This is a genomic window from Endozoicomonas sp. PH6C, assembly GCF_059322965.1.
This window is the reverse complement of the sequence record NZ_CP185342.1, coordinates 1,297,978-1,319,691: the sequence shown is the minus strand read 5'-3', so window position 1 is coordinate 1,319,691 and position 21,714 is coordinate 1,297,978. Positions and strand designations below refer to the sequence as shown.

At 49.6% G+C, this 21,714-nt stretch carries 19 protein-coding genes; 11 read left to right on the top strand and 8 right to left on the bottom strand.

What is annotated here, in order from left to right; genetic code table 11:
* Positions 1 to 52: 52 nt before the first annotated feature.
* The 4 genes from ACOMG9_RS05170 to bioA form a co-directional block, all read right to left on the bottom strand.
* Positions 53 to 715 carry a YiaD family glycine zipper/OmpA-like lipoprotein gene (locus tag ACOMG9_RS05170; protein ID WP_422132627.1) on the bottom strand — a complete coding sequence of 221 codons (663 nt, stop codon included), beginning with the start codon at positions 713 to 715 and terminating at the stop codon, positions 53 to 55.
* An 11-nt stretch (positions 716 to 726) separates the two neighbouring features.
* A complete protein-coding gene (locus tag ACOMG9_RS05165) occupies positions 727 to 1,371 on the bottom strand; it encodes an MBL fold metallo-hydrolase (protein WP_422132626.1) in 645 nt (214 codons plus the stop codon).
* A 200-nt stretch (positions 1,372 to 1,571) separates the two neighbouring features.
* Entirely contained in the window at positions 1,572 to 1,820 is a 249-nt protein-coding gene (locus ACOMG9_RS05160) for a hypothetical protein (protein WP_448216054.1), read from the bottom strand.
* Between the two features lie 226 nt (positions 1,821 to 2,046).
* On the bottom strand, positions 2,047 to 3,333 hold the full coding sequence (bioA, locus tag ACOMG9_RS05155; protein WP_494529896.1) for an adenosylmethionine--8-amino-7-oxononanoate transaminase: 1,287 nt from the start codon (positions 3,331 to 3,333) through the stop codon (positions 2,047 to 2,049).
* Positions 3,334 to 3,538: 205 nt separating this feature from the next.
* On the opposite strand from bioA, the gene ACOMG9_RS05150 reads away from it, so the two are divergent.
* The 3 genes from ACOMG9_RS05150 (at position 3,539) to nagA (ending at position 6,439) form a co-directional block, all read left to right on the top strand.
* Positions 3,539 to 4,393: a 6-carboxytetrahydropterin synthase gene (locus ACOMG9_RS05150; protein WP_422137284.1), complete on the top strand. Its 855-nt coding sequence runs from the start codon at positions 3,539 to 3,541 to the stop codon at positions 4,391 to 4,393.
* A gap of 111 nt (positions 4,394 to 4,504) precedes the next feature.
* A complete protein-coding gene (locus ACOMG9_RS05145) occupies positions 4,505 to 5,161 on the top strand; it encodes a hypothetical protein (RefSeq protein WP_422137283.1) in 657 nt (218 codons plus the stop codon).
* A gap of 123 nt (positions 5,162 to 5,284) precedes the next feature.
* Positions 5,285 to 6,439, top strand: a complete 1,155-nt coding sequence (gene nagA, locus ACOMG9_RS05140; protein ID WP_422132621.1) for an N-acetylglucosamine-6-phosphate deacetylase — start codon at positions 5,285 to 5,287, stop codon at positions 6,437 to 6,439.
* A gap of 42 nt (positions 6,440 to 6,481) precedes the next feature.
* On the opposite strand, the gene ACOMG9_RS05135 is transcribed toward nagA, so the two are convergent.
* Entirely contained in the window at positions 6,482 to 7,381 is a 900-nt protein-coding gene (locus tag ACOMG9_RS05135; RefSeq protein ID WP_448216052.1) for a GlxA family transcriptional regulator, read from the bottom strand.
* Positions 7,382 to 7,578: 197 nt separating this feature from the next.
* A complete protein-coding gene (locus ACOMG9_RS05130; protein ID WP_448216051.1) occupies positions 7,579 to 8,271 on the bottom strand; it encodes a class I SAM-dependent methyltransferase in 693 nt (230 codons plus the stop codon).
* A gap of 269 nt (positions 8,272 to 8,540) precedes the next feature.
* On the opposite strand from ACOMG9_RS05130, the gene ACOMG9_RS05125 reads away from it, so the two are divergent.
* The 8 genes from ACOMG9_RS05125 (at position 8,541) to ACOMG9_RS05090 (ending at position 17,684) form a co-directional block, all read left to right on the top strand.
* Positions 8,541 to 9,755 (top strand): aspartate aminotransferase family protein, encoded by a 1,215-nt coding sequence (locus tag ACOMG9_RS05125; protein ID WP_448216050.1) that lies wholly within the window; start codon positions 8,541 to 8,543, stop codon positions 9,753 to 9,755.
* Between the two features lie 109 nt (positions 9,756 to 9,864).
* Positions 9,865 to 11,127 (top strand): hydrolase, encoded by a 1,263-nt coding sequence (locus tag ACOMG9_RS05120; RefSeq protein WP_448216049.1) that lies wholly within the window; start codon positions 9,865 to 9,867, stop codon positions 11,125 to 11,127.
* Complete coding sequence (locus tag ACOMG9_RS05115) at positions 11,124 to 12,155, top strand: arginine N-succinyltransferase (RefSeq protein ID WP_448216048.1); 1,032 nt, start codon at positions 11,124 to 11,126, stop codon at positions 12,153 to 12,155. The genes ACOMG9_RS05120 and ACOMG9_RS05115 overlap by 4 nt, the downstream gene beginning before the upstream one ends.
* A 36-nt stretch (positions 12,156 to 12,191) precedes the next feature.
* Positions 12,192 to 13,016, top strand: coding sequence for a DUF1338 domain-containing protein (locus ACOMG9_RS05110; protein ID WP_448216047.1), 825 nt, complete (start codon positions 12,192 to 12,194; stop codon positions 13,014 to 13,016).
* Between the two features lie 114 nt (positions 13,017 to 13,130).
* Positions 13,131 to 14,168 (top strand): arginine N-succinyltransferase, encoded by a 1,038-nt coding sequence (gene astA / locus ACOMG9_RS05105; protein WP_448216046.1) that lies wholly within the window; start codon positions 13,131 to 13,133, stop codon positions 14,166 to 14,168.
* Between the two features lie 48 nt (positions 14,169 to 14,216).
* Positions 14,217 to 15,683, top strand: coding sequence for a succinylglutamate-semialdehyde dehydrogenase (gene astD, locus ACOMG9_RS05100; RefSeq protein WP_448216045.1), 1,467 nt, complete (start codon positions 14,217 to 14,219; stop codon positions 15,681 to 15,683).
* Positions 15,684 to 15,716: 33 nt separating this feature from the next.
* Positions 15,717 to 17,060 carry an N-succinylarginine dihydrolase gene (gene astB / locus ACOMG9_RS05095; RefSeq protein ID WP_494529895.1) on the top strand — a complete coding sequence of 448 codons (1,344 nt, stop codon included), beginning with the start codon at positions 15,717 to 15,719 and terminating at the stop codon, positions 17,058 to 17,060.
* Between the two features lie 66 nt (positions 17,061 to 17,126).
* A complete protein-coding gene (locus ACOMG9_RS05090) occupies positions 17,127 to 17,684 on the top strand; it encodes a DUF4136 domain-containing protein (protein WP_422132608.1) in 558 nt (185 codons plus the stop codon).
* 32 nt (positions 17,685 to 17,716) lie between these two features.
* On the opposite strand, the gene ACOMG9_RS05085 is transcribed toward ACOMG9_RS05090, so the two are convergent.
* Both ACOMG9_RS05085 and ACOMG9_RS05080 read right to left on the bottom strand, forming a co-directional pair.
* Positions 17,717 to 19,531, bottom strand: a complete 1,815-nt coding sequence (locus ACOMG9_RS05085) for an F-box/WD repeat-containing protein (RefSeq protein WP_494529894.1) — start codon at positions 19,529 to 19,531, stop codon at positions 17,717 to 17,719.
* A 331-nt stretch (positions 19,532 to 19,862) separates the two neighbouring features.
* Positions 19,863 to 21,671, bottom strand: coding sequence for an F-box/WD repeat-containing protein (locus ACOMG9_RS05080; protein WP_494529893.1), 1,809 nt, complete (start codon positions 21,669 to 21,671; stop codon positions 19,863 to 19,865).
* Between the last annotated feature and the right edge of the window lie 43 nt (positions 21,672 to 21,714).

Sequence of the window (21,714 nt, the reverse complement as noted above, 5' to 3'; positions counted from 1 at the left end):
GACGAACGCTTATCTCAGAACAGTTTCGGCACACTGGCTGGCTTTTCAATATTTATTGATGCTTGGGATCCGGTATCAAATTTATCTCTACCCTTCTGTTCAGCGCACGACCCTGCATGGTGTTGTTATTGCCAATAGGATCTGAGGCTCCCGCACCAGAATAGGTAACGCGTGACCCGGAAACCCCTTGATATATCAGATAATCCGCCACACTCCTGGCCCGATCCTCGGAGAGAGGCAGGTTAATCTTGTTAGTCCCGGTGCTGTCGGTATAGCCAACTATGTCAACCAGATTCTTGTCGAACTCCTTGACAACTTTGGCAACAGAACCCAGAACAGGATAGAAACTGGACTTGATCGCTGACTTATTGGTATCAAATGTGATGTTAGAGGGCATGATTAACTTGAGGTTATCTCCATCCCGTTGTACCTGAACACCGGTTCCCAGCAACTCTTTTCTGAGCGCTGCTTCCTGCCTGTCCGTGTAATAACCATAGCCAGCTCCGGCTGCAGCACCAATCGCAGCGCCCTCCAGAGCCCCTTCGCCGCCACCGACCAAACCGCCAATGACAGCACCGGTAACTGCACCAATGCCACCGTATGCAGTGGTTTTACTGACTTCCTTCTCACCAGTGTATGGATTGGTCGTATGACAACCCGCTATGACCGCAGCGGCGGCAACGACCAATGACATTCTTTTCAGCTGCATTAACATGTTCACTTCTCCTAACCGCGAATAATGCTGTTTTCCCGGATTTCTTCGCCAATACAGGTATCCGGACCATGACCTGTAACTACAGTGGTTTCCTCATCCAAAGTGTACAGACGATCACGAATGGACTTCTCTATTGCTTTGAAGTCACCACCCCAAAGATCCGTTCTACCAATTGATCGGCGGAACAGGGTGTCTCCAGCGATCAACAGATTCTCTTTCACAAAGTGGAAACACATGGACCCAGGGGTATGTCCGGGAGTATGCATCGCCACCCCCCCACAGCAAGGAAGCTCCTGATCATCATTCAGCCAGAAGTCAGGATCTGGAACAGGGTTATAGGGCACACCAAACATACGACACTGAGTTTCGAGATTATCCCAGAGGAACTTATCTTCTTTGTGAAGATGAATGGAAGCACCAGTCTTTTTCTTGATTTCACCGCTAGCCAGGAAGTGATCCAAGTGAGCATGAGTATGAATCAACGCTACTGATTTTAGTCCGTGACTCTCCAACTTGGCAAGAATCACATCAGGATCACCACCGGGGTCGATGACGATGGCTTTCCTGGTAATGGGGTCACCAATGATGGTGCAGTTACACTGCAAAGGCCCCACAGGAAATGTTTCTTTGATCAGTGATGGATATTGCTCGGTCATTCTAGGGAACCTGCGAATAAGATTTGATTTCTTCCAACCTTTTTGTTTTCAGCAAAGCCAGATCGATATTCAGAAAAGAGAGTGGCTGTTGAACGGACACTCTTTGACAGGGCTTTGACGCGGAGATTATCACATATCGGGGAATCTTATTCGCCAGCTTACGTTCGAAGTGCCTGGTGTGCCAAACTCCAACTCCAATCTCAGGGAAGTCTTACCAGCACCTTCATTCGCCCACGACCCTGACTCAAAGAAATACTCAACCGCGTATTGACGGGAGCACCTCGCAGATTCAGCCTGACCAATGAATTACAAACGGTCACCCGCCTCATGACGACTTCTTCTGGCAACCCGCCAAATATCGGGTAGGGATAGCAGGGTTCTGCGTCACAAGAGCCCTGTTCTTCGTCAAAGTCTTCCAGCAGATCAGGCAGATCAAAACGGAGAGCCATAACTAAACCTCCAGCAGCAGCCTTGGGAAGTGCCAGCCCGGAAGCCCGAACGAGGGCCACCGGAACTCTATAACCGACTATCCGAGCCGGATAGCACGTAGAATTGTAGACAACCCCTGCAGAGCCCATGAATCTTTTTTGAGCACTGGCACGCCAATCAACAAATCCCTCAGCGCATCCTGCTCAGCCATTAATTGCGATTCGCACTCTCGCGAGACGGTGTTCGTTAACGGATGGACTCAACAACCCTACAAATGGCTTTGCACAGAGTATCCAGATCTTCATCTGAAATGACATAAGGTGGCATAACATAAACCAGTTTACCGAAAGGTCTGACCCATACCCCCTGTTCTGGGAAACGGGGTTGAATTTCAGACATCACCACCGGCTGTCTCAATTCAACCACACCAATAGCTCCCAGAACCCGTACGTTAGCCACCGCTCCAAGCTCATTACAGGGAGAGAGACCAGCCCATAATTTTTTCTCTATGTTAGCCACCTGATTGACCCACTCACCTGAAGATAAAATATCCATGCTCGCCACACCGGCTGCACAAGCCAGAGGATTAGCCATGAAAGTAGGTCCGTGCATGATCGGACCAGTGTCACAGATGGCCTTACTGACTTCTTCGGTGCACATCACAGCTGATAACGTCATATAGCCACCGGTAAGGGCTTTACCTACACACATGATATCCGGGATAACATCGGCGTGTTCACAGGCAAACATTTTCCCGGTTCGACCAAAACCCGTGGCAATCTCATCATGAATGAGCAAGACTTCATGCTCATCACAGAGTGCTCTGACTTTTCTCAGAAAGTCGGGGGAGTAGAAATGCATTCCACCAGCCCCCTGAACGATAGGCTCAATAATAACGGCGGCCACCTGATGATTCAGGGACTCCAGTTCAGAGCGAAAAGGTTCTATATGATGGTCTTCAAGTGTCTCATCGAAGCCGCAGCCGGGACGGGGCACGAAATGATGTTCTGGCAGAATACCGGTAAAAAGATGGTGCATACCATTGTCAGGATCACAGACCGCCATGCCCCCGGTCGTATCGCCGAAGTATCCGCCTTTAAATGTCAGCAACTTGTTCTTGTTAATCTCGCCCCTGCATTGCCAATACTGCATGGCCATCTTGATGGCTACTTCTACAGCGACTGAACCTGAATCCGCAAAAAATACTGTTTTGATCGGTTCGGGTGTCAACTCAACCAGTCTGCGAGACAGTTCAATGGCGGGCTTATGGGTCAACCCACCGAACATGACATGGGACATTGAATCGACCTGATCCTTAACGGCCTGATTCATAAACGGATGATTATAGCCGTGGACCGTACACCACCAGGAGGACATCCCGTCAATCACTTCTCTGCCATCACTCAAGCGGAGCCTGACCCCTGAAGCACTTTCAACGGCAAACAGTTTATACTGGCTGGGTGTTGTCCCATAAGGGTGCCAGATATGCCGGGCATCAAATTCAAGATCAGATTGTGTGATGGTTCGATCCAAAATGGACTCCAAGGTTTTCAGGTGTTCAGGATGCGATGAATAATAAGCTAAATCCCCGCAACAATTCACTGGGCGGCCAAATGAAAATCCATTCCACAGAATTTAGCCGGGCACTGAATCGCCTCGAGAAATGAGTTACAATTGCTCTTTAACTCATTATTTTTCTTCACCCCGTTTTCTTCAATCACAGTAGAACCAGAAACCAATGACCGCACTGTTCGTCAATCAACTCACCACACTTGATTTCAGTTACCTTTCTCCGGAACGCGGGGTTGTAGGGGAAACCTGGCTGGTCGATGTCGTGCTTCGGGGCGACCTGGATGAACAGGGCATGGTCTTTGACTTCGGCCATGTCAAAAAGCAGATCAAGGCTTCTCTGGACATTCTTGCCGACCACCGCCTGCTTGTACCTGCTTCTCACGGAGCAATAACCGTCAAAACAGAGAGCGAAGAATGCCTTTCTGTCAACATGCAGACCAGTACCGGTGATGTCATCGAATGCAAGGCTCCCGCCCCTGCAATTTTACTGGTCAATGCTCAGGAAATAACCCCTGAAGCTCTGACCCCCTTTCTCGAAAAAACCTTGCTGGATGAACTGCCAGACAATGTCATCGGTGTTGAACTGGATATTTATCCTGAACAGTTTTCTGGTGCTTTCTACCACTACAGCCACGGCCTGAAAAAACATCTGGGCGACTGCCAGCGAATTGCCCATGGCCACCGTTCTCCTATCCACATCTACCTGGACGGAAAGCGCGACCCGACGCTCGAAGCAGACTGGGCCGAAAACTGGAAAGATATCTACATCGCCACCCGTGAAGACCTGCTGGAAAAAGTGACCATAGGCAGGCGGGATCACTTTCGCTTTGGCTATACCTCAGACCAGGGCTACTTCGAGCTGACTCTGGCAGAAGACCGCTGCTACCTGATTGATACTGACAGTACCGTGGAACTTCTGGCAGAACACATTGCAACCACCCTGAAAGCCCGTACCCCGAATCACTCAGTCCGGGTTGTGGCTTTTGAAGGATTTAACAAAGGAGCTGTCGCGGAAAAATAAATACCCCTGATTCAGGAGGCGTCTTTGACGGGTCAGACTTATGCTTTCAAGCCAAAGCTGTCTTAAGTCGGACTAAAATTAGATCTATCGATCAACAGAAACGGATTTCTTATGGCCATCGAAGACGTCAATAATCGCCCCATTTCCCCCTCAAGCCCTCGACAAGATCCTGAATTGGGCCTTTCCGCTGAGCAACAGGTTGAAGAAGAAGTAAAATTCACTTTTCAAGACCTGAAAAGCCACATGGAAGAGATGTTGCAATTCAATTACGCCGTCATCCATGAACTCCTGGGGCAGATTGCCGCTATCAGTCCCTACAGGGCAGACATGGCTCAGGGTAAACAGCCAGAAGTGGCCTTAACAGAAGCTTCTGATGCCGTCAAAGCAACCCCTGTTGCGCCCGTCGGAAAAGCAAGCGCGTCAGCCTACCTGGCTGGCCTTCAGCATATTGAAGGGATGTTGGGAAACCACGACATCAAGCTTCAGGCAATGCTTGATAAGCTGGCGCTGTCGCGCTCTGGCAGAAAAGTCAGTCTGGAGAGTCAGGGGTTGGAGTTTGAACGTCTGAAATCCATCGTCATTCAGGCAGAAGGCAGAATGAACCAGGTATTAAGCCAGATGCCAGAAACCCTGCCTGAACATCCGGGACGCATGTTAAAGGACATGCTGCCTGAGGTCATCGAAAAATTGCAGCAATACGATGGCAGCTTTCGGGAAGCGCTCACCGAAGTGCGTGAAGAAATCCTCAGGGTCAGCTCACCCCGGTGAGAACCGATGATCACCTCACTGCTCCTGAGCATTCTCACCTGAGCATAGGTAATCATAACCCTACGGAGCCCGTTTAGCGTCATGGTACAATCATGGTCATTTTCCTGCTGACAGGTCTGAGACATGACGACTTTTTATCTGAAGGCAAAAAAGATCTTCACTGAAGAAGGCATTCTTCAGGACAGTTTTCTAAAAATAACGGACGGCCGTATTGCCGCTATTGACTGTGTGCCTGAAGAAGGCGCGGAGATCACGGATCTGGGAGACAGTCAAATTGTCCCCGGCCTCATTGATCTGCATATTCATGGCAGCGGTGGCTTTGACGTCATGGATGCCAGCCACGAAGCCATTAACACCATCTCAAAAACCATTGCTGCTAAAGGTGTCGTAGGCTTTCTTGCCACCACCGTTACTGATACCTGGGAAAGAAACCTCGCGGCCCTGAGAAACGTTAAGCACTGTATCGAGCAGGGCGTTGAGGGTGCAGAAGTGCTGGGTTCCTACAGTGAAGCCCTATTTTTTTCCGAACGTTTCAAAGGCGCCCATGAAAGCAGCTACTTCCTGAAGCCCACAAAAGAAAGACTCGACGAGTTGCTGGCAGCATCGGGTGGCACCCTTCGCTCACTGGCTCTGGCCCCTGAAATTGAGGGCGGCATTGAAGCAATTGAATACCTGACCAGCAAGAATGTCCGCGTCATGATTGGACACACAGGCGCTACTTACGATGTCTGCAAGAAAGCCTTTGCAGCGGGAGCCGTGGGCGGCGTTCATATTTTTAACCAGATGCTCGGATTGCATCATCGTCAACCCGGTACCGCCGGTGCTGTTCTGCACCACCGGGATATCTATGCAGAATTGATAGCAGACGGAGTTCATGTTGACCCCATAGTGATGGACCTGGTTTACCGTCTCAAAGGGGCTGATAAAACCGCTTTGATCACCGATTGCATCTGTGCAGGTGGATTGAGCGACGGGGAATACCAGCTGGGACTGTTGACAGTTCATGTCAAAGACGGTGTTGCCAGAACCGAATCGGGTGCTCTGGCAGGAAGCACCCTGACACTGAATCGTGCCGTCGCCAACATGATCGAAAAAGTGGCTGTAGACCCTCTGAGCGCTGTTCACATGGCTTCTCTGACACCAGCGACTTTGCTCGGCCTGCAGGACGAACTGGGCAGCATTAAGGTCGGTAAGCGTGCATCCATAGCGGTTATGAACAAAAATCACGAGGTCCTGATGACTTTTATCGACGGCAGGCAGGTTTTCAGCCTGTATTGATATCTTGCTCCGGTGGTGCGCTGACTACTTTAGAAGGCTAACTTACGATTGCCGCTCTTCCCTGGGCGTCAGATCAAAATGGTTTTTATACGCCGTGCTGAAATGTGAAGCATTAGAGAAGCCACAAGCAACCCCCACATCCACTACCGGCCTGTCAGTCTCCCTGAGCAGCTTTCTGGCGCATTCAAGCCTGAGCTTCAAGTAGTGCCTGGAAGGCACAGTATCCAGATATTTTCGAAACAGTCGTTCCAACTGTCTACGGGAAATACCCACCAGAGAAGCCAGTTCATCGGCACCCAGTGGCTCTTCTATATTGGCAGCCATCAACTGTGTTGCTTCCTCAATCTGTGGCTGCTGCTTTCTGACGGGGGGCGCGACAAAAGAAGAAGTCCCCGGCCCACCAAGACGATCCCTCACCAATAATTCCGATACACTGGCAGCAAGATAACCCCCCTGCTCCCGGGCGACCAGAGAGAGCGTCATATCCATAGCAGCCGTGCCTGCGCCACAGGTCATTCTGTTTCGGTCCAGTTCAAAAGTCGTCTGGCTCAACACCACCCGGGGATAGAGTTCCTGAAGGGCATCAGCGGCCCCTTCCAGTCGAGCACGATAACCATCAAGAAGGCCTGCACTCGCCAACAGGTTGGCGCCTTTGCCAATCCCGCCCAAAACAGATGCCTCGGACAATGCGGCAGAAGGAATCTGAACACCTGTTTTTGAAGCGACCAGAATCACCACATCCATGAATTCCAACGCCGACTGAGAGGGCTCAATGGAAAGACCCAGGTTACTCGTGACCGTTGATTCTGCAATGACAGCACTCTCATAAACGCACTGTCCGGTCGCCTGATTAACTGCTCTCAGCACTTCCAGGGCTGAAGACAACCCCAGCAAAGAGAAGTCGGGATATAAAAGAAAACCGACTTTGCAAGGCTTACTCACCCATAGCTCCTTTCTGCGCTGCAATCTCCGGAACCGAAAAAAGAATTATTCTTCATAGGGAAAAAATACTCGTAAAGCGTGCCTGATGATATCTCTATGGACAGAAGCCAGACTCTGAAAAATTCATCATAACAACTAAAGGCATCTTCTTTCAGTACAGAAATAAGCCTTGCAGCTCAGATCATGACAATGGCCAGTCAATGCCCCAAAATGTAAATACTGAACAAAGGTGAATGAAGCTCGTCCTTCCACGGCATCCCGTCATCTGCCGTCCCCAGAGGCTGACTAAACGCCAGCAGGTTCAAATTCGACAGAGAGAATACTGAGCGGTAGTCCTCATCAGTCCAGAAAAAATCTTCAAAGACCACCCCCGAATCCGCCACAGAACATTTAACTCGACAGCCACTGGTAAGCTCCCTGTTTTGAGGGAAGTCATTATCGATCGTCAACCAGTTGCCCTTGAACTTTTGCTCTGAACTGACAATCACTATCGCCGCACCATCGGGCTTTAATACCCTTTTCACTTCGCGGATCACCGCCTCCATTTCAGATAAAGAGTCTATTTCAACCAGAACATAAGACAACATCACCAAATCATAAGACGCATCGGGACGAGGAATAGCTGCGGAATGAATGCGGGTAAATACCGTGTTCTGATGATCCTTTATAGCCTGATGGAGCATACTGTCTGAAATATCCATACCCTCTACATCAAACCCGGCATCTTTTAATAGCGGAATCATCAATCCTGCACCGCAACCATAGTCCAGCGCCCGGGCTCCCACTTTAACGTATTTAGCCAGGATTCCAGGCAGGTCTCTGCGGATCATAAATCCGAGGTGGTTTTTCTCTTCGGCATAAGCCCTTGCTATCTCTTCTGTGTACTCCATAAACTCATATCACTGTGATGGGAACATGAAGGTAAAAAATAGCAGAGCCGTTCAGAAAAAAAGTTTCTCAGCAAATGATCCTCAGAGAAAACTTCAGGTCGCCTGGTGTAAACTGTTCGATCCGACTTTGATCTATAGTGGATAGGCAAGCGGCCAAAACAATAAATAAGTTCTTGATAAATCAGCCATGATCGGAAGCAGCGCATTTCAGTCTGTACCCTGTTGAAAGACGCTCACTCTATAAAAACCATGTACACCGAGGACAAGAAATGAGCGAATACTCCGTTAACAGAGCGACCTTCGATGAAGTCATGGTGCCTAACTACGCACCACAGGCGATGATTCCCGTTCGCGGAAAAGGTTCACGAGTCTGGGATCAGGAAGGCCGTGAATACATCGATTTCGCAGGGGGTATTGCCGTTAATGCTCTTGGCCACTGCCACCCTCGGCTGGTCAAGACTCTCAAGGAACAGAGTGAAAAGCTCTGGCATATGAGTAATGTTTACACCAATGAGCCTGCTCTGGCTCTGGCCCAGCGCCTGACCGAGATCTCCTTTGCCGATAAAGTATTCTTCTGTAACTCGGGCACCGAAGCCAACGAAGCAGCCTTCAAACTGGCCAGAAAATATTCTTTTGATCATGTTGGCCCTGAAAAGCATGAAATCATATCCTTCAAAAGCTCCTTCCACGGTCGCAGCCTGTTTGCTGTAACAGTGGGAGGCCAGCCAAGTTACTGTGAAGGTTATGCGCCGGTCCCCGCCGGTGTGACTCATCTACCCTACAACGATCTGGAAGCCCTGAAAGCAGCCATTTCAGACAAGACCTGTGCGGTCGTTCTGGAACCGATCCAGGGTGAAGGTGGGGTAATCCCGGCGGACCCAGAGTTCCTGAAGGGCGTAAGAGCACTATGTGATGAACACAAAGCTCTGATGGTTTTGGATGAAGTGCAAACCGGTGTAGGCCGTTCCGGTGAGTTTTATACTTACATGACCACCGGTGTCATTCCAGACATTCTGACCACAGCCAAATCACTGGGCGGTGGCTTCCCTGTGGCTGCCATGCTGACCACCGACGAGGTGGCCAAAAGCTTCGGCTTTGGCAGCCACGGCAGCACCTATGGCGGTAACCCGCTGGCCTGCGCTGTCGCTCTTGAAACCATCAACCTGATCCACAACGATCAGGTTCTGGCCAATGTCAGCAGCAAACACGAACTCTTTCGAAGCGAGCTGGAACGCATTAACAAAACCTATGGCATCTTCAGGGAAGTTCGTGGCAAAGGCTTGCTGATGGGTGCAGAGCTGACCGAAAACTGGCACGGCAAAGCCAAAGACTTTCTGGCGGCTGCTGCTGAAGAAGGTCTGATGATGCTGGTTGCTGGCCCGAATGTGCTGAGAATGGCCCCCTCACTGATCATCCCGGATGAAGATATCCGTGAAGGTATGGCAGCACTGGAACGGGCAATTGCCAAGGTAGTCAATTCATAATTAACCACTGCACCGGTCTCTTGCTTCTGGCCGGTGCCCCTCTTTAATCAGAAGAGAATGCCGCATTAGTGTGCATTTCAACAAAAAACATCTCTGAAAATGGTGTTTCATGTCCGACCTTCTTGCCCCGCTACAATCCCTGCTAACCCGTCTGGACAGCCTTCAGGCAGAAATGCTTCAGCACACCATTGAGCTGGCAGAAATCAACTCTGGCAGCCTCAATGCCACGGGCGTTAATCAGGTGATGGAACGCCTCAGACAAATGACTGCACCTCTGGGTGGAAAACAGGAAGTCATTGACCTGGAACCTTATGAAGTAATTAATGACCAGGGGGAAGTGATTCAACACACCTTGGGCAAGGCCCTGAGAATCCGTAAGCGCCCCGGGGCTCCCCTGCAGGTTTTCCTGTGCGGCCATATGGACACGGTGTTCCCAAAAGACAGCTCTTTCCAGAAGGTTGTCCAACTTGATGAAGATACTATCAATGGTCCGGGTGTCACCGATTTGAAAGGCGGCATCATTGTGATGCTGAATGCACTCAAAATTCTGGAAGCAAGCCCATGGGCAGATCAAATTGGCTGGGAAATTCTCTTTAACCCGGATGAAGAAATAGGTTCACCGGGTTCTGCTGCGTTAATAAAAGACGCCGCCAGCCGTGTAGATCTGGGCATGATTTACGAACCCTGCTTCCCGGATGGCAGCTTCGCGGGTCAACGCAAGGGCAGCGGAAACTTCACTGCTGTCTGCTACGGCAAAGCAGCCCACGCTGGCAGGGAACATCATCTGGGAAGAAATGCTATTCGTGCCCTGTGCGACTTTGTCTCAGCTATGGATGACCTGAACGGAAAGCGGGAAGGCGTCACATTTAATCCCGGCTATATTCACGGTGGTGGCGCAACCAATATTGTTCCGGACCAATGCATAAGTCGTTTCAATATACGTCTGGAGAGACCGGAAGATGAGCAGTGGTGCCTTAAGGAACTGCAAATGATTGTCAATGAGATCAGCAGTCGCAACGGTATCCGTCTGGAACTTCACGGTGGCTTTAGCAGAAAGCCTAAGGTACTCACTCCGGCCAATCTGCAACTGTTTGAGCTGGCCAGACAGTGTGGTCACGCCCTGGGGCTGACTCTTGATGTAAAGCCAACCGGCGGCTGCTGCGACGGCAACAACCTAGCCTCAGCCGACATTCCCAATATTGATACCCTGGGTGTTCAGGGTGGGCATATCCACAGTGAACAGGAGTACCTGAAAATCAGTAGTCTGGTACCCAGAGCCAAATTGAGTGCGGCCCTGCTAATGACCTTGGCCTGTAATGAAGCCCTGGGTACCGGAAACGCCTGGCTCAAGAATAAAGGGTCCCGACCATGAAAGTCGTCAGACCTGTTGATTATCAAGACCTCAGTGCTCTGGAAACACTGGCCAACAGCGCCAGAGGCTCAATGACCACCCTGCCTGCAAATCGTGATCATCTGGCAGAATTGATCTGCAAAACCCGGGACTCCCTCAGTCAGGACGTTGAAGATGCCGGAGAAGAAAGCTACCACTTTGTTCTGGAAGATCAGGAGACGGGTGAGATTCTTGGCATATCTGGCATTATCGCCACGACAGGTCTTTCGGCGCCTTTCTATAACTTCCGTGTCGACGAAGAAGTTCATGCCTCCGAGACACTGCAAACCATCAACCGGATGACGGTTTTAAAGCTCTGCCAGGACTACACGGGTTACACCAGCCTTTGCACTCTTTTTATCTCTCAACAACACGACAGCTGGTCTAATCTTCAGTTGCTGAGCCGTGCCAGGCTGCTGTTCATAGCTGAACACAGAGACCGTTTTGCTGACCGTGTTCTGGCAGAAATTCAGGGCGTTGTTGATGAAAACAATCACTCAGCGTTCTGGAACAGTCTGGGCGCTCACTTTTTCCCAATGGCGATGTCCAAAGCCAATTATCTGACCGGCCTTGAGGAAAAGAACTTTATTGCTGACCTGATGCCCCGTTATCCGATTTACACACGCCTGCTGCCGAAGCAGGCAAGAGCAGTCATTGGTGAACCCAGACCCGACCGGGAGCCGGTGTTTAACATTCTTGAACGGGAAGGCTTCAGCTATCAGGGGTATGTGGATATTTTTGATGCTGGCCCCACTCTGGAAGCAGGAACCGACCGGCTAACCACTCTCCGTGACAGCCAGATCCATCAACCGGATCTGTCCACAACATCGGCTGAACGAGAAACAGTTTATACACAAAACAACGATTACCTTGTAGCCAATACATCGGCCCAGTCTTTTCGATGCATCAGCACGGCTTTCAACCCTGAAGCCCCAACCCTGACACAGAAAGAAACGGATCTGCTGCAACTGGATGGCGGAGACCCCGTCAGAGTGGCAGTGAGCTATTAAAAGACCTTGGACTTATAAAGTTAGAGGATACAGGCAATGACAGAAGCCAAAACAAACACGATCAAAACCCTTCTGGAAGCCATGTGGCAGAATTATCTGGAACTGACCCCCGACGCCCGGACAATCCATAACCTCTTTGCTGCTCAAAATGATGGCAATGTGATCAATGATCACATTGCACTGCGAACGTACAATCTGGACAGGGTTAGCCTCGAAAAAGTAGCACGCCCTTTTCTCGATGCAGGTTATGTTGTCGGCGGCGACTATGAGTTTCCCGGCAGAAAACTGGTAGCCAAACACTTCCAGCATCCCGACGACACCCTGCCAAAAGTGTTTATCAGTGAGCTGCTGGTTGAGGCGCTGTCCATTGAAGCTCAGCAAGTTATCCACAGCCTGGTCAACCAGGTCGCTGAAACGTCTGTTCTTCAGGATGATTTCTGTTTTTCAGGACGCCCCTGGACGGTCAGTCAGCAAGACTATGACCTGCTATTACAGGAAAGTGAATACGCTGCCTGGGTAGCAGCCCTCGGATACCGTCCCAACCACTTCACTGTCTCCATTAATCACCTGCAATCCCATGATGACATCCAGGTTCTGAACCAGATGCTGCAGGACAATGGTTTCATACTGAATGAAAGCGGCGGTCTGGTGAAAGGCTCTCCCGAAGTGCTTCTGGAGCAGTCATCCACTATGGCCGGTAAAGTCAACGTCAGCTTCTCCGATGGTGACCGGGAAATCCCCGGCTGCTTTTATGAGTTTGCCAAGCGCTACCCTCTGCCCGACGGCAAACTCTATCAGGGGTTTGTAGCCGCTTCTGCTGACAAAATTTTTGCAAGCACTGACACCCGGTCAACCCAATAATCTGGAGTTGTTCAGTTATTGAAGAAGGCAAAAGCGGCAGTGCAGATTTTTTCTCAGGCTGCTCTGTTCAACTCAATATAATCAAAAACAACAACTATTCAGTGACGTTTTCTTATGATGATAATCAGACCCATCACCGAACAGGATCACGACGCACTCTGGCAGATTGCCCAGATAACCGGCGTGGGTTTCTCGTCCCTGCAACCTGACCCTGAGATGGTTCAGAAAAAGCTCGAATGGGCAGTCAACTCCTTCAGGGCTGAAAAACCTCTGGAAGAAGCTTACTACCTGTTCGTCATGGAAGACATGGAAACAGCAGAGGTCGTTGGTGTCTGCGGCATTGAGTCCGCTGTGGGCCTTAAAGATCCCTGGTACAACTATAAGGTCAACACTCAGGTACATGCCTCCAGAGAACTGCATGTCTATACCCGTATCAAGACCCTGACACTTTGTAGTGACTACACAGGTCACTCAGAACTTTGCACTCTGTTCCTGACACCGCAATACCGCAAATCCAGTAATGGACACCTGTTGTCCAAATGCCGCTTTCTTTTCATGGCCGCTCATGAGCCTCGCTTTGACGAAAGCGTCATTGCTGAGCTTCGTGGTTTTTCCGATGAAGAGGGTGAATCTCCTTTTTGGGAAGCCCTGGGCAGACAATTCTTTGCCGTGGACTTTGTCGAGGCTGATCAACAGGTCGCCCGTGGTAAATCCTTTATCGCCGAGCTGATGCCACGCAACCCCATTTATAGCAACCTGTTACCGGCAAAAGCCCAAAGTGTCATTGGCCAGACTCATGAGGATACCGTACCGGCCAGAAAACTACTGGAGGGCGAAGGGTTCCGATACACCGGTTATATCGACATTTTTGATGGTGGCCCGGTGCTGGAAACTCAGCTTAAAGACATCCGGGCGATCAGGGATTCCCGTCGCTACCGGATCAAAGTCCATGACCACCTGGATACCGATGAAACGGTCTGGCTGATGGCCAACAGTCACTTCCGTGACTTTCGCTGCATCGCCGGACAATTGTCTTTTGAAGGACTGGAGTTCGTCAACATCAGCCAGAAACAAGCTCAGGCACTGAATGTAAGGGACGGCGATGAACTCAGAGTCGTGCCACTTTTCAACCCACAACGAAGTCATCGTTAAGAAGCAGTTATTGATAAACAGCCCATGGCTCACTAACGGAGTTACATTATGAAAGGTTCTCTATTTATAAAAGGACAATGGCTTCAGGGTGAGGGGCAGACATTTCATTCCCTGAATCCAGCCAGTGGTGAAATCATCTGGAGTGGTTCTGCTGCTCAACCCTCCCAGGTTGATCAGGCCATTTCAGCAGCCCGAAAAGTCCAGCCGGAATGGGCTGCACGCACTCTGGAAGACCGCATTAAACGGGTGCGCAAGTTTGCCGCACAGGTTGAAGAAAATGCTGACTTGCTGGCCAGAACCATTGCCATGGAGACGGGTAAACCCCTCTGGGAATCCAGAACTGAAGCAGCGGCCATGAAAGGCAAGATTGAAATTTCTATCAAAGCCTGTAATGAGCGCACCGGAACGACAGAAAACACCATGCCCGGAGCCCGCGCTTTTATACGACACAAGCCTCATGGTGTCGTCGCGGTTTTTGGCCCCTACAATTTTCCGGGACACTTGCCCAATGGGCACATTGTTCCGGCCCTGCTGGCGGGCAATACGGTTGTCTTCAAACCCAGCGAACTGACCCCGGCCACAGCGGAAGAAACCATTAAACTCTGGCAGCAGGCCGGGCTGCCGGAAGGCGTGTTGAACATGGTTCAGGGCGAAAAAGAAACGGGTATGGCTCTGGCCAGGCACAAAGGCATTGACGGTCTGTTCTTCACCGGCAGCTCCAATACCGGAAGACTGATCCACCAGCAGTTTGGTGGCCAGCCAGGCAAAATTCTGGCTCTTGAGATGGGTGGCAATAATCCATTAATTATTACTGAAGTTAAAGACCACAAAGCAGCGATACACGACGCTATTCAGTCAGCGTTTATTACTGCCGGTCAGCGCTGTACTTGCTCCAGGCGCTTGTTCGTTCCTGCCTCAGAATGGGGTAATAGTTTTATTGATCAGCTGGTCGAAGCCGCTGGCAACATCAAAGTGGGTCAATGGAATGATGCAGACCAGCCCTTCATGGGAGCCGTTATTTCAGAAGCGGCGGCGGACGCTATTCTTCAAGCTCAGACACACCTGCAGCAGCTGCGTGGTCAATCACTGCTGACGAGCCAAAAATTGAAGAAAGGCACCGGTTTACTGTCACCCGGCATTATTGATGTTACCGCCATTAAAGAGCTGCCTGATGAAGAATACTTTGGCCCTCTGTTGCAGGTAATTCGTTACGACCAGCTCGACGAAGCCATTGAACAGGCCAATAACACCCGCTATGGACTCTCCGCAGGCATTTTCAGTGACAGTCGTCAAGACTATGAACAGTTCCTGCACCGCTCCCGGGCCGGAATCGTCAACTGGAACAAGCCCATCACCGGAGCCAGCAGTGCTGCGCCATTTGGTGGTATTGGCGACAGTGGTAACCACCGCCCCAGTGCCTACTTTGCCGCTGATTACTGTGCTTACCCGGTAGCCAGTGTGGAAGCTGAGAGCCTGTCACTCCCGGAAAAACTGGCCCCGGGTTTAAAGCTTTAATAACGCTGGCTCCGAGATCGGAATAGAAGAGATATGAATAAAACTGTTGAAGCCAATTTTGATGGCCTGGTAGGTCCAACCCATAACTATGCTGGCCTGTCTCTGGGCAATATCGCCTCAACCCATCATCAGTCAGCGCCTTCCAATCCCAAACAGGCTGCTTTACAGGGTCTGGCGAAAATGAAGGCATTGCACGACATGGGTTTAGTACAGGGAGTGCTGGCACCCCAGGAAAGACCAGACGTTTATACACTACGCAAGCTTGGTTTTAGCGGCAGTGATGAACAAGTGCTTGCCGAAGCCTCACGACAGGTGCCCAAAATTCTTGCCGCATGCAGTTCTGCATCCACCATGTGGACCGCTAATGCCGCTAGCGTATCACCCAGCGCCGATACAACCTCTGGCACCGTGCACTTTACACCTGCAAACCTGTGCAGCAAGTTTCACCGCTCCATTGAGCATGAGATAACAGGCAGAATTCTAAAAGCCGTTTTCTCCAGCGAGGAACATTTTACGCATCATCCTGCACTTGTCAGTAGCTCTCACTTCGGTGATGAGGGTGCAGCCAACCATACCCGTTTCTGTCAGAACTATGGAGACGAAGGGGTAGAGTTCTTTGTTTATGGCCGTTACAGCTTTGATGACGCCCGGCCAGCTCCGACAAAGTTTCCAGCTCGACAGAGTCTGGAAGCCTCACAGGCTGTTGCCCGCATCCATCAACTCAATACCAGTCGTACTGTATTTGCACAACAAAACCCCGAAGTCATTGATCAGGGAGTTTTCCATAATGATGTTATTGCTGTGGGGAATCGCAACGTCCTGCTCTGTCACGAGAAAGCTTTCCTGAACCAGGCTCAAGTCTATAACGACCTGAAAAATGCCTATGGCCGGGATGACTTCTGCATTATTGAAGTGCCTGAAAGTCAGATCAGAGTGGAAACGGCAGTGAAAAGTTACCTGTTCAACAGCCAGCTGCTCAGCACTTCCGATCGTGATATGACTATTGTGGTTCCCTCTGATTGCCAGAGCGATCGACAGGTTGCAACCTATCTGGAAGGGCTGGTTGCGTCTGATAATCCCATCAATGACATCAAAGTGTTCGACCTGCGTCAAAGTATGAATAATGGCGGTGGACCTGCCTGCCTGCGCCTGAGAGTTGTGCTGACTTCTGAGGAACTGGCTGCCACCAACCAGGCCTGCCTGATAAACGACACTCTCTATGTAACACTCTGCCACTGGGTTGAAAAGCATTACCGCGACAGGCTGACTGAAGCCGATCTTGCCGATCCTGAACTTCTGATTGAGTCTCGCACAGCACTGGATGAGTTAACCGGCCTTCTGAAACTGGGGTCTATTTATCAGTTCCAACAGGTGTAAAGGCCCGGAGCTGATTTTATCTCCGCAAGTGATAGAATCAGCTCATCCATTTCATGGGAGAAAAAAATGAGAACAATGTCGCTTGCCATGGTGGCGCTTATTTCCATAGTCCTTACAGGTTGCGTAAGCCTGACGGCTCCTCAGAAAAATCCCCAGGTCGCCCCCCTGTCGATTACTTCTTCGCCTCTGCATCGATTCTCTTTAGCCGATTTTGATGGTCTGATGTTCGAGCCCATTATCCCCGAAGAAGCGGACCCGATGTTCCCCAGCCGTGAGAGTGCTTATCAAACAATAGAATTCGAGATAGCCAAACAGCTGTCAGCGAAAATGACTATCGATCCTGACCAGATCCCTCAGAATTCATTGATTGTTCGCTATGGCATTGCTTCCGATTCCATCGTCTCCGACGCAGAACTGATTCAATTCTTTGGCACAACGCCGGGACTGGTCACTGAGCCGGGTCAGGAAAAACTGACCATAGCCATTGCTCTGATTCGGGCCAATACCGGCGACGCCCTGTGGAAAGGGGTAGCCCAGGGCACGATTGTTCCCGGACTGAGCAATGAAACACGACTGGCCAGAGCCGAAGCGGCCATAGCCAGAATGCTGGGCAATTTGAAGTAACGTCGGGGATATTGGAGAATGAAAGCAAGCAATCAATTATTCATTTTCCGTAGTTCAAAAATTTTCACCTTGTTATAGCCACCGGTATAGCCACTGCTGGCGGTGGTAAGCACATGGCCGCAGTCGTTACTGAAGGTGGCTGATTCAACCCCCCACCCAAGGGAAATTGTGGCTTTTTCTACCCATGTTCCATCAGCCCTCAGGCCAATAATTTTCGACGTTGAATCTCTGCTGGCAGTTATCAGATGACAGCCATCGGGACCGAAGGTGGCTGAGTTGACCCCTGCTTTGTGGGAAAAGGTGGCTAATTTTTCCCATACTCCATCATTGTCATGGCCATAAATTTTCACCTTTCCATCGTCACCGGCGGTCACCAGGTAAAGGCCATCGGCACTAAAGCTGGCTGAATTGACTTCGTTCTTATGGTAAATGGTGGTTTTTTTCTCCCATGTTCCATCCTCATCCTGGCCGAAGATTTTCGCCTTGCCATCAACACTGGCGGTCACCAAATGATTGCAATCAGCGCTGAAGGTGGCTGAGTTGACTACTTCCTTATGTAAAATAATGGCTTTTTCTTTCCATGGCCCGTCATCCTCATGACCATAGATTTTCACCGTACAATTGCTGACGGTCACCAGATGGCTGCTATCAGCGCTGAAGGTAGCTGAATCGACATCATCAACATGGTAAATTTTGGCTTCTTCTTCCCAGGTTCCCCCCTCCTTCTGGCCGTATATTTTTGACGTGCCATCATAACTGGCGGTCACCACATGGGTGCTATCGGGGCTGAAGGTAGCTGAGCTGACCCAGTCATCATGATCAATTGTGGCTTTTTCCACCCATAGTCCATCGCCCATCTTGCTGTAGATCTTCGCTGTGTGATCGCCACTGGCGGTCACTAAATGAGAGCTATTGGCGCTGAAAGTGGCTGAATTAACCCATGCATCATGAAAAATGGTAGCTTTTGCTTTCCATGATCCATCATCCTCATAGCCATAGATTTTTGCCGTGCCATCATCACTGGCAATGACCAGATAGCGGCCATCGGCACTGAAGGTGGCTGACTCTACGCGGGAATCATTGGAAATGGCGGCCTTCTCTTCCCATGAACCATCGTCATTCCGGCTACAGATTTTCACCTCTTCATCATCACCGATGGTCACCAGGTGGCGACCATCGTCGCTAAAGGAAGCCGATTCGACGCCATCATCATTGAAAATGGTGGCTTTTTCTTTCCATGATCCGTCGGACTCCTTGTCATAAATTTTCGCCCTGCCATCGTCACTGGCAGTCACCACGTGGAGACCATCTTTACTGAAAGTCGCTGAATTGATTAAGGCCTCATGGTAAATAGTGACTTTTTTATCGACATTAAATGTTTCACACTGCGACATTAGATCGGCATTGTTGAAAAAGAGCAGAGCAGGAAAACAAGCCTCTTCCCGACGTTTAACAAGTGACTGGATTAGCGCCTGATTATTCGTAAATTGCCCCAGCCAGGCACTGAGTTGCTGATCACTTCTTGCGACGATGGTTGTCTTCAGTAGAGACTGGTGTGCTGAAGAAAAACGGTGGTACCATTCCTTTGCCAGAATATCTTCTTGTTTAACAAGCTCTTGAAATTGGCTAGATACCTGTTTCAAACGGGTAACATCTTTAAGTCCCAAATAACCAATAATATTTAATGGTGTGGGGCGAGACAAATTGAGTAGCTGAGGTTCACTGCTCACAGATACAGTGATTTCCCTACCCCCACTGGCACCCGTTGGTGAATGCTCCGATATAGATTGAGGAGGTTTTGGTAAATATGAAAAGTCAGCTTTTGCGTTGTTGCATATTGATTCCATGCTTGGTCAATCCTTAGTTTGATAGTTTATGTTTATCTTCAATCAGGAAGAACATCCAAAATTGAAACTAAGGGTTGGATTCTGTTTTAAAGTAAAAGTTCATAACAGGGTGTTAAGTGGAACTAACAACAGTTTCTGCCTTTCAGCACACGCTAAAGGCAAACAATTAAGTACTCAGCCATACGGAATCGAATATTTCTGGCTTATTGGGCAGGTGCTCTGCAAGGCGCAACGACGGGAACATAGCAAGCTATGTGACCAGAGTTGCAACGCAGTCAGAGTGCCTGAACAATAAGTCAGAAAATATGATTTCGTATGGTTGAGTACTTAATTATTCATTTATCCGCAGCTCAGTAATTTTCGCCTTGTGATAGCCACCGTTGGCGGCGGTGGTAAGCACATGGCTACAGTCGTCACTGAAGGCGGCTGATGAGACCAGTCCCCTATGGGAAATTGTGGCTTTTTCTACCCAGTGTCCATCAGCTCCCAAGCCAATAATTTTCGCCGTTTTATCTTTACTGGCGGTGACGATATGGTAACCATCAGAACTGAATGTGGCCGAATAGACTCGACTATTATGGCAAATGGTGGTTTTTTCTTTCCATGATCCATCGTCCTCACGGCCATAAATTTTCACCTTGCCATCGTCACTGGCGGTCACCACATAGCGGCCATCGGGACTGAATGTAGCTGAATTGACATCGCCTCCATGGTAAATAGTGGCTTTCTTTTCCCATGACCCATCATCCGCCTTCTTACCATAGATTTTCGCCGTGCCATCATAACTGGCGGTCACCACATGGCTGCCATCGGCACTGAAGGCGGCTGATTTGACCTTATTTTTATGACGAATACCGGTTTTAAATTCCAATGATCCATCGTCTTCAAGGCCATAGATTCTCACCGTGTAATTGTTGCTGACGGTCACCAGATAGCTGCCATCAGCGTTGAAGGCAGCTGAATCAATATCGTAATAATGCAAGGCGGCTTTTTCTTCCCATATTCCACCTTCCTCCAGACCGTAGATTTTTGCCGTGCCATCATAACTGGCGGTCATCACACGGGTAGCATCGGCGTTGATCTTAACCGAGCTGATCAAGTCATTATGATAAATTATGCCGGTTTCCAGCCATGACCCATCGTTCTCCCTACTGTGGATCTTCACTGTGTGATCGCCACTGGCAGTTACCACATGGCGGCCATCGTTACTGAAGGTGGCTGAGCTGACAAATTCATTATGGGGAATGATAGCTTTTGCTTTCCATGATCCATCCTTCTCATAGCCATAGATTTTCGCCGTGCCATCGTCACTGGCAGTTATCAAATTGCGGCCATCGGCGCTGAAGGTGGCTGATTTGACATAGGCATCATGGCAAATAGTGGCCTTTGCTTCCCATGATCCATCATCATTACGGCCATAGATTTTCACCTTGTTATCTTCACCGATGGTCACCACGTGCAGGCCATCGGCGCTGAAGGTGGCTGACATAACCGATTTATCATGGGAAATGCAGGCTTTTTCTTTCCATGACCCTTCGTCCTCCTTGTCGTAGATTTTCGCGGTGCCATCGTCACTGGCAGTCACCACGTGGAGACCGTCTTTACTGAAAGTCGCTGAATTGATAAAGGCTTTATGGGAAATAGTGACTTTTTTATCGACATTGAATGTTCTGCACTTCGACATCAGATCAGTGTTGTTGAAAAAGAACAGAGCAGGAAAACATTCCTGTATACGACGCTTAACAAGAGACCCGATTAACGCCTGATTATTCGTAAATTGCCCCACCCAACCTCTGAGTTGTTCATCACTTCTTGCCTTGATAACTGTCTTCATCAGAGACTGTTGAGCTGGAGAAAAACGTCGATACCATTCCTTTGCCAGGATATCTTCTTGTTTAATAAGCTCTCGAAAATGGGTACATGACTGTTTCAAACGGGCAATATCTTTAAGCCCCAGACGGCCAATAATATTTAATTGTGTCGAGCGGGAAGCATTGAGTAGAGGAGGTTTACCATTCTCAAAGGCAGTAATTTCCCTACCCTCACTGACACTGGTTTTTGCTCGCTTCGATTGAGGTTCATCTGGATCTGGTAAACCTGAAACGGTGGTGATTGAGTAGTACTTTTCTATTGTATTCATGCTTTGCCACTCCCTGGTTTGATAGTTTGTATTTATCCTCAAT

Coding starts and splice junctions, on each gene's coding strand:
- ACOMG9_RS05170 (WP_422132627.1), bottom strand. CDS start 715: ATGTTAATGCAGCTGAAAAGAATGTCATTGGTCGTTGCCGCCGCTGCG.
- ACOMG9_RS05165 (WP_422132626.1), bottom strand. CDS start 1,371: ATGACCGAGCAATATCCATCACTGATCAAAGAAACATTTCCTGTGGGG.
- ACOMG9_RS05160 (WP_448216054.1), bottom strand. CDS start 1,820: ATGGCTCTCCGTTTTGATCTGCCTGATCTGCTGGAAGACTTTGACGAA.
- ACOMG9_RS05150 (WP_422137284.1), top strand. CDS start 3,539: ATGACCGCACTGTTCGTCAATCAACTCACCACACTTGATTTCAGTTAC.
- ACOMG9_RS05145 (WP_422137283.1), top strand. CDS start 4,505: ATGGCCATCGAAGACGTCAATAATCGCCCCATTTCCCCCTCAAGCCCT.
- nagA (WP_422132621.1), top strand. CDS start 5,285: ATGACGACTTTTTATCTGAAGGCAAAAAAGATCTTCACTGAAGAAGGC.
- ACOMG9_RS05130 (WP_448216051.1), bottom strand. CDS start 8,271: ATGGAGTACACAGAAGAGATAGCAAGGGCTTATGCCGAAGAGAAAAAC.
- ACOMG9_RS05125 (WP_448216050.1), top strand. CDS start 8,541: ATGAGCGAATACTCCGTTAACAGAGCGACCTTCGATGAAGTCATGGTG.
- ACOMG9_RS05120 (WP_448216049.1), top strand. CDS start 9,865: ATGTCCGACCTTCTTGCCCCGCTACAATCCCTGCTAACCCGTCTGGAC.
- ACOMG9_RS05115 (WP_448216048.1), top strand. CDS start 11,124: ATGAAAGTCGTCAGACCTGTTGATTATCAAGACCTCAGTGCTCTGGAA.
- ACOMG9_RS05110 (WP_448216047.1), top strand. CDS start 12,192: ATGACAGAAGCCAAAACAAACACGATCAAAACCCTTCTGGAAGCCATG.
- astA (WP_448216046.1), top strand. CDS start 13,131: ATGATGATAATCAGACCCATCACCGAACAGGATCACGACGCACTCTGG.
- astD (WP_448216045.1), top strand. CDS start 14,217: ATGAAAGGTTCTCTATTTATAAAAGGACAATGGCTTCAGGGTGAGGGG.
- astB (WP_494529895.1), top strand. CDS start 15,717: ATGAATAAAACTGTTGAAGCCAATTTTGATGGCCTGGTAGGTCCAACC.
- ACOMG9_RS05090 (WP_422132608.1), top strand. CDS start 17,127: ATGAGAACAATGTCGCTTGCCATGGTGGCGCTTATTTCCATAGTCCTT.
- ACOMG9_RS05085 (WP_494529894.1), bottom strand. CDS start 19,531: ATGGAATCAATATGCAACAACGCAAAAGCTGACTTTTCATATTTACCA.
- ACOMG9_RS05080 (WP_494529893.1), bottom strand. CDS start 21,671: ATGAATACAATAGAAAAGTACTACTCAATCACCACCGTTTCAGGTTTA.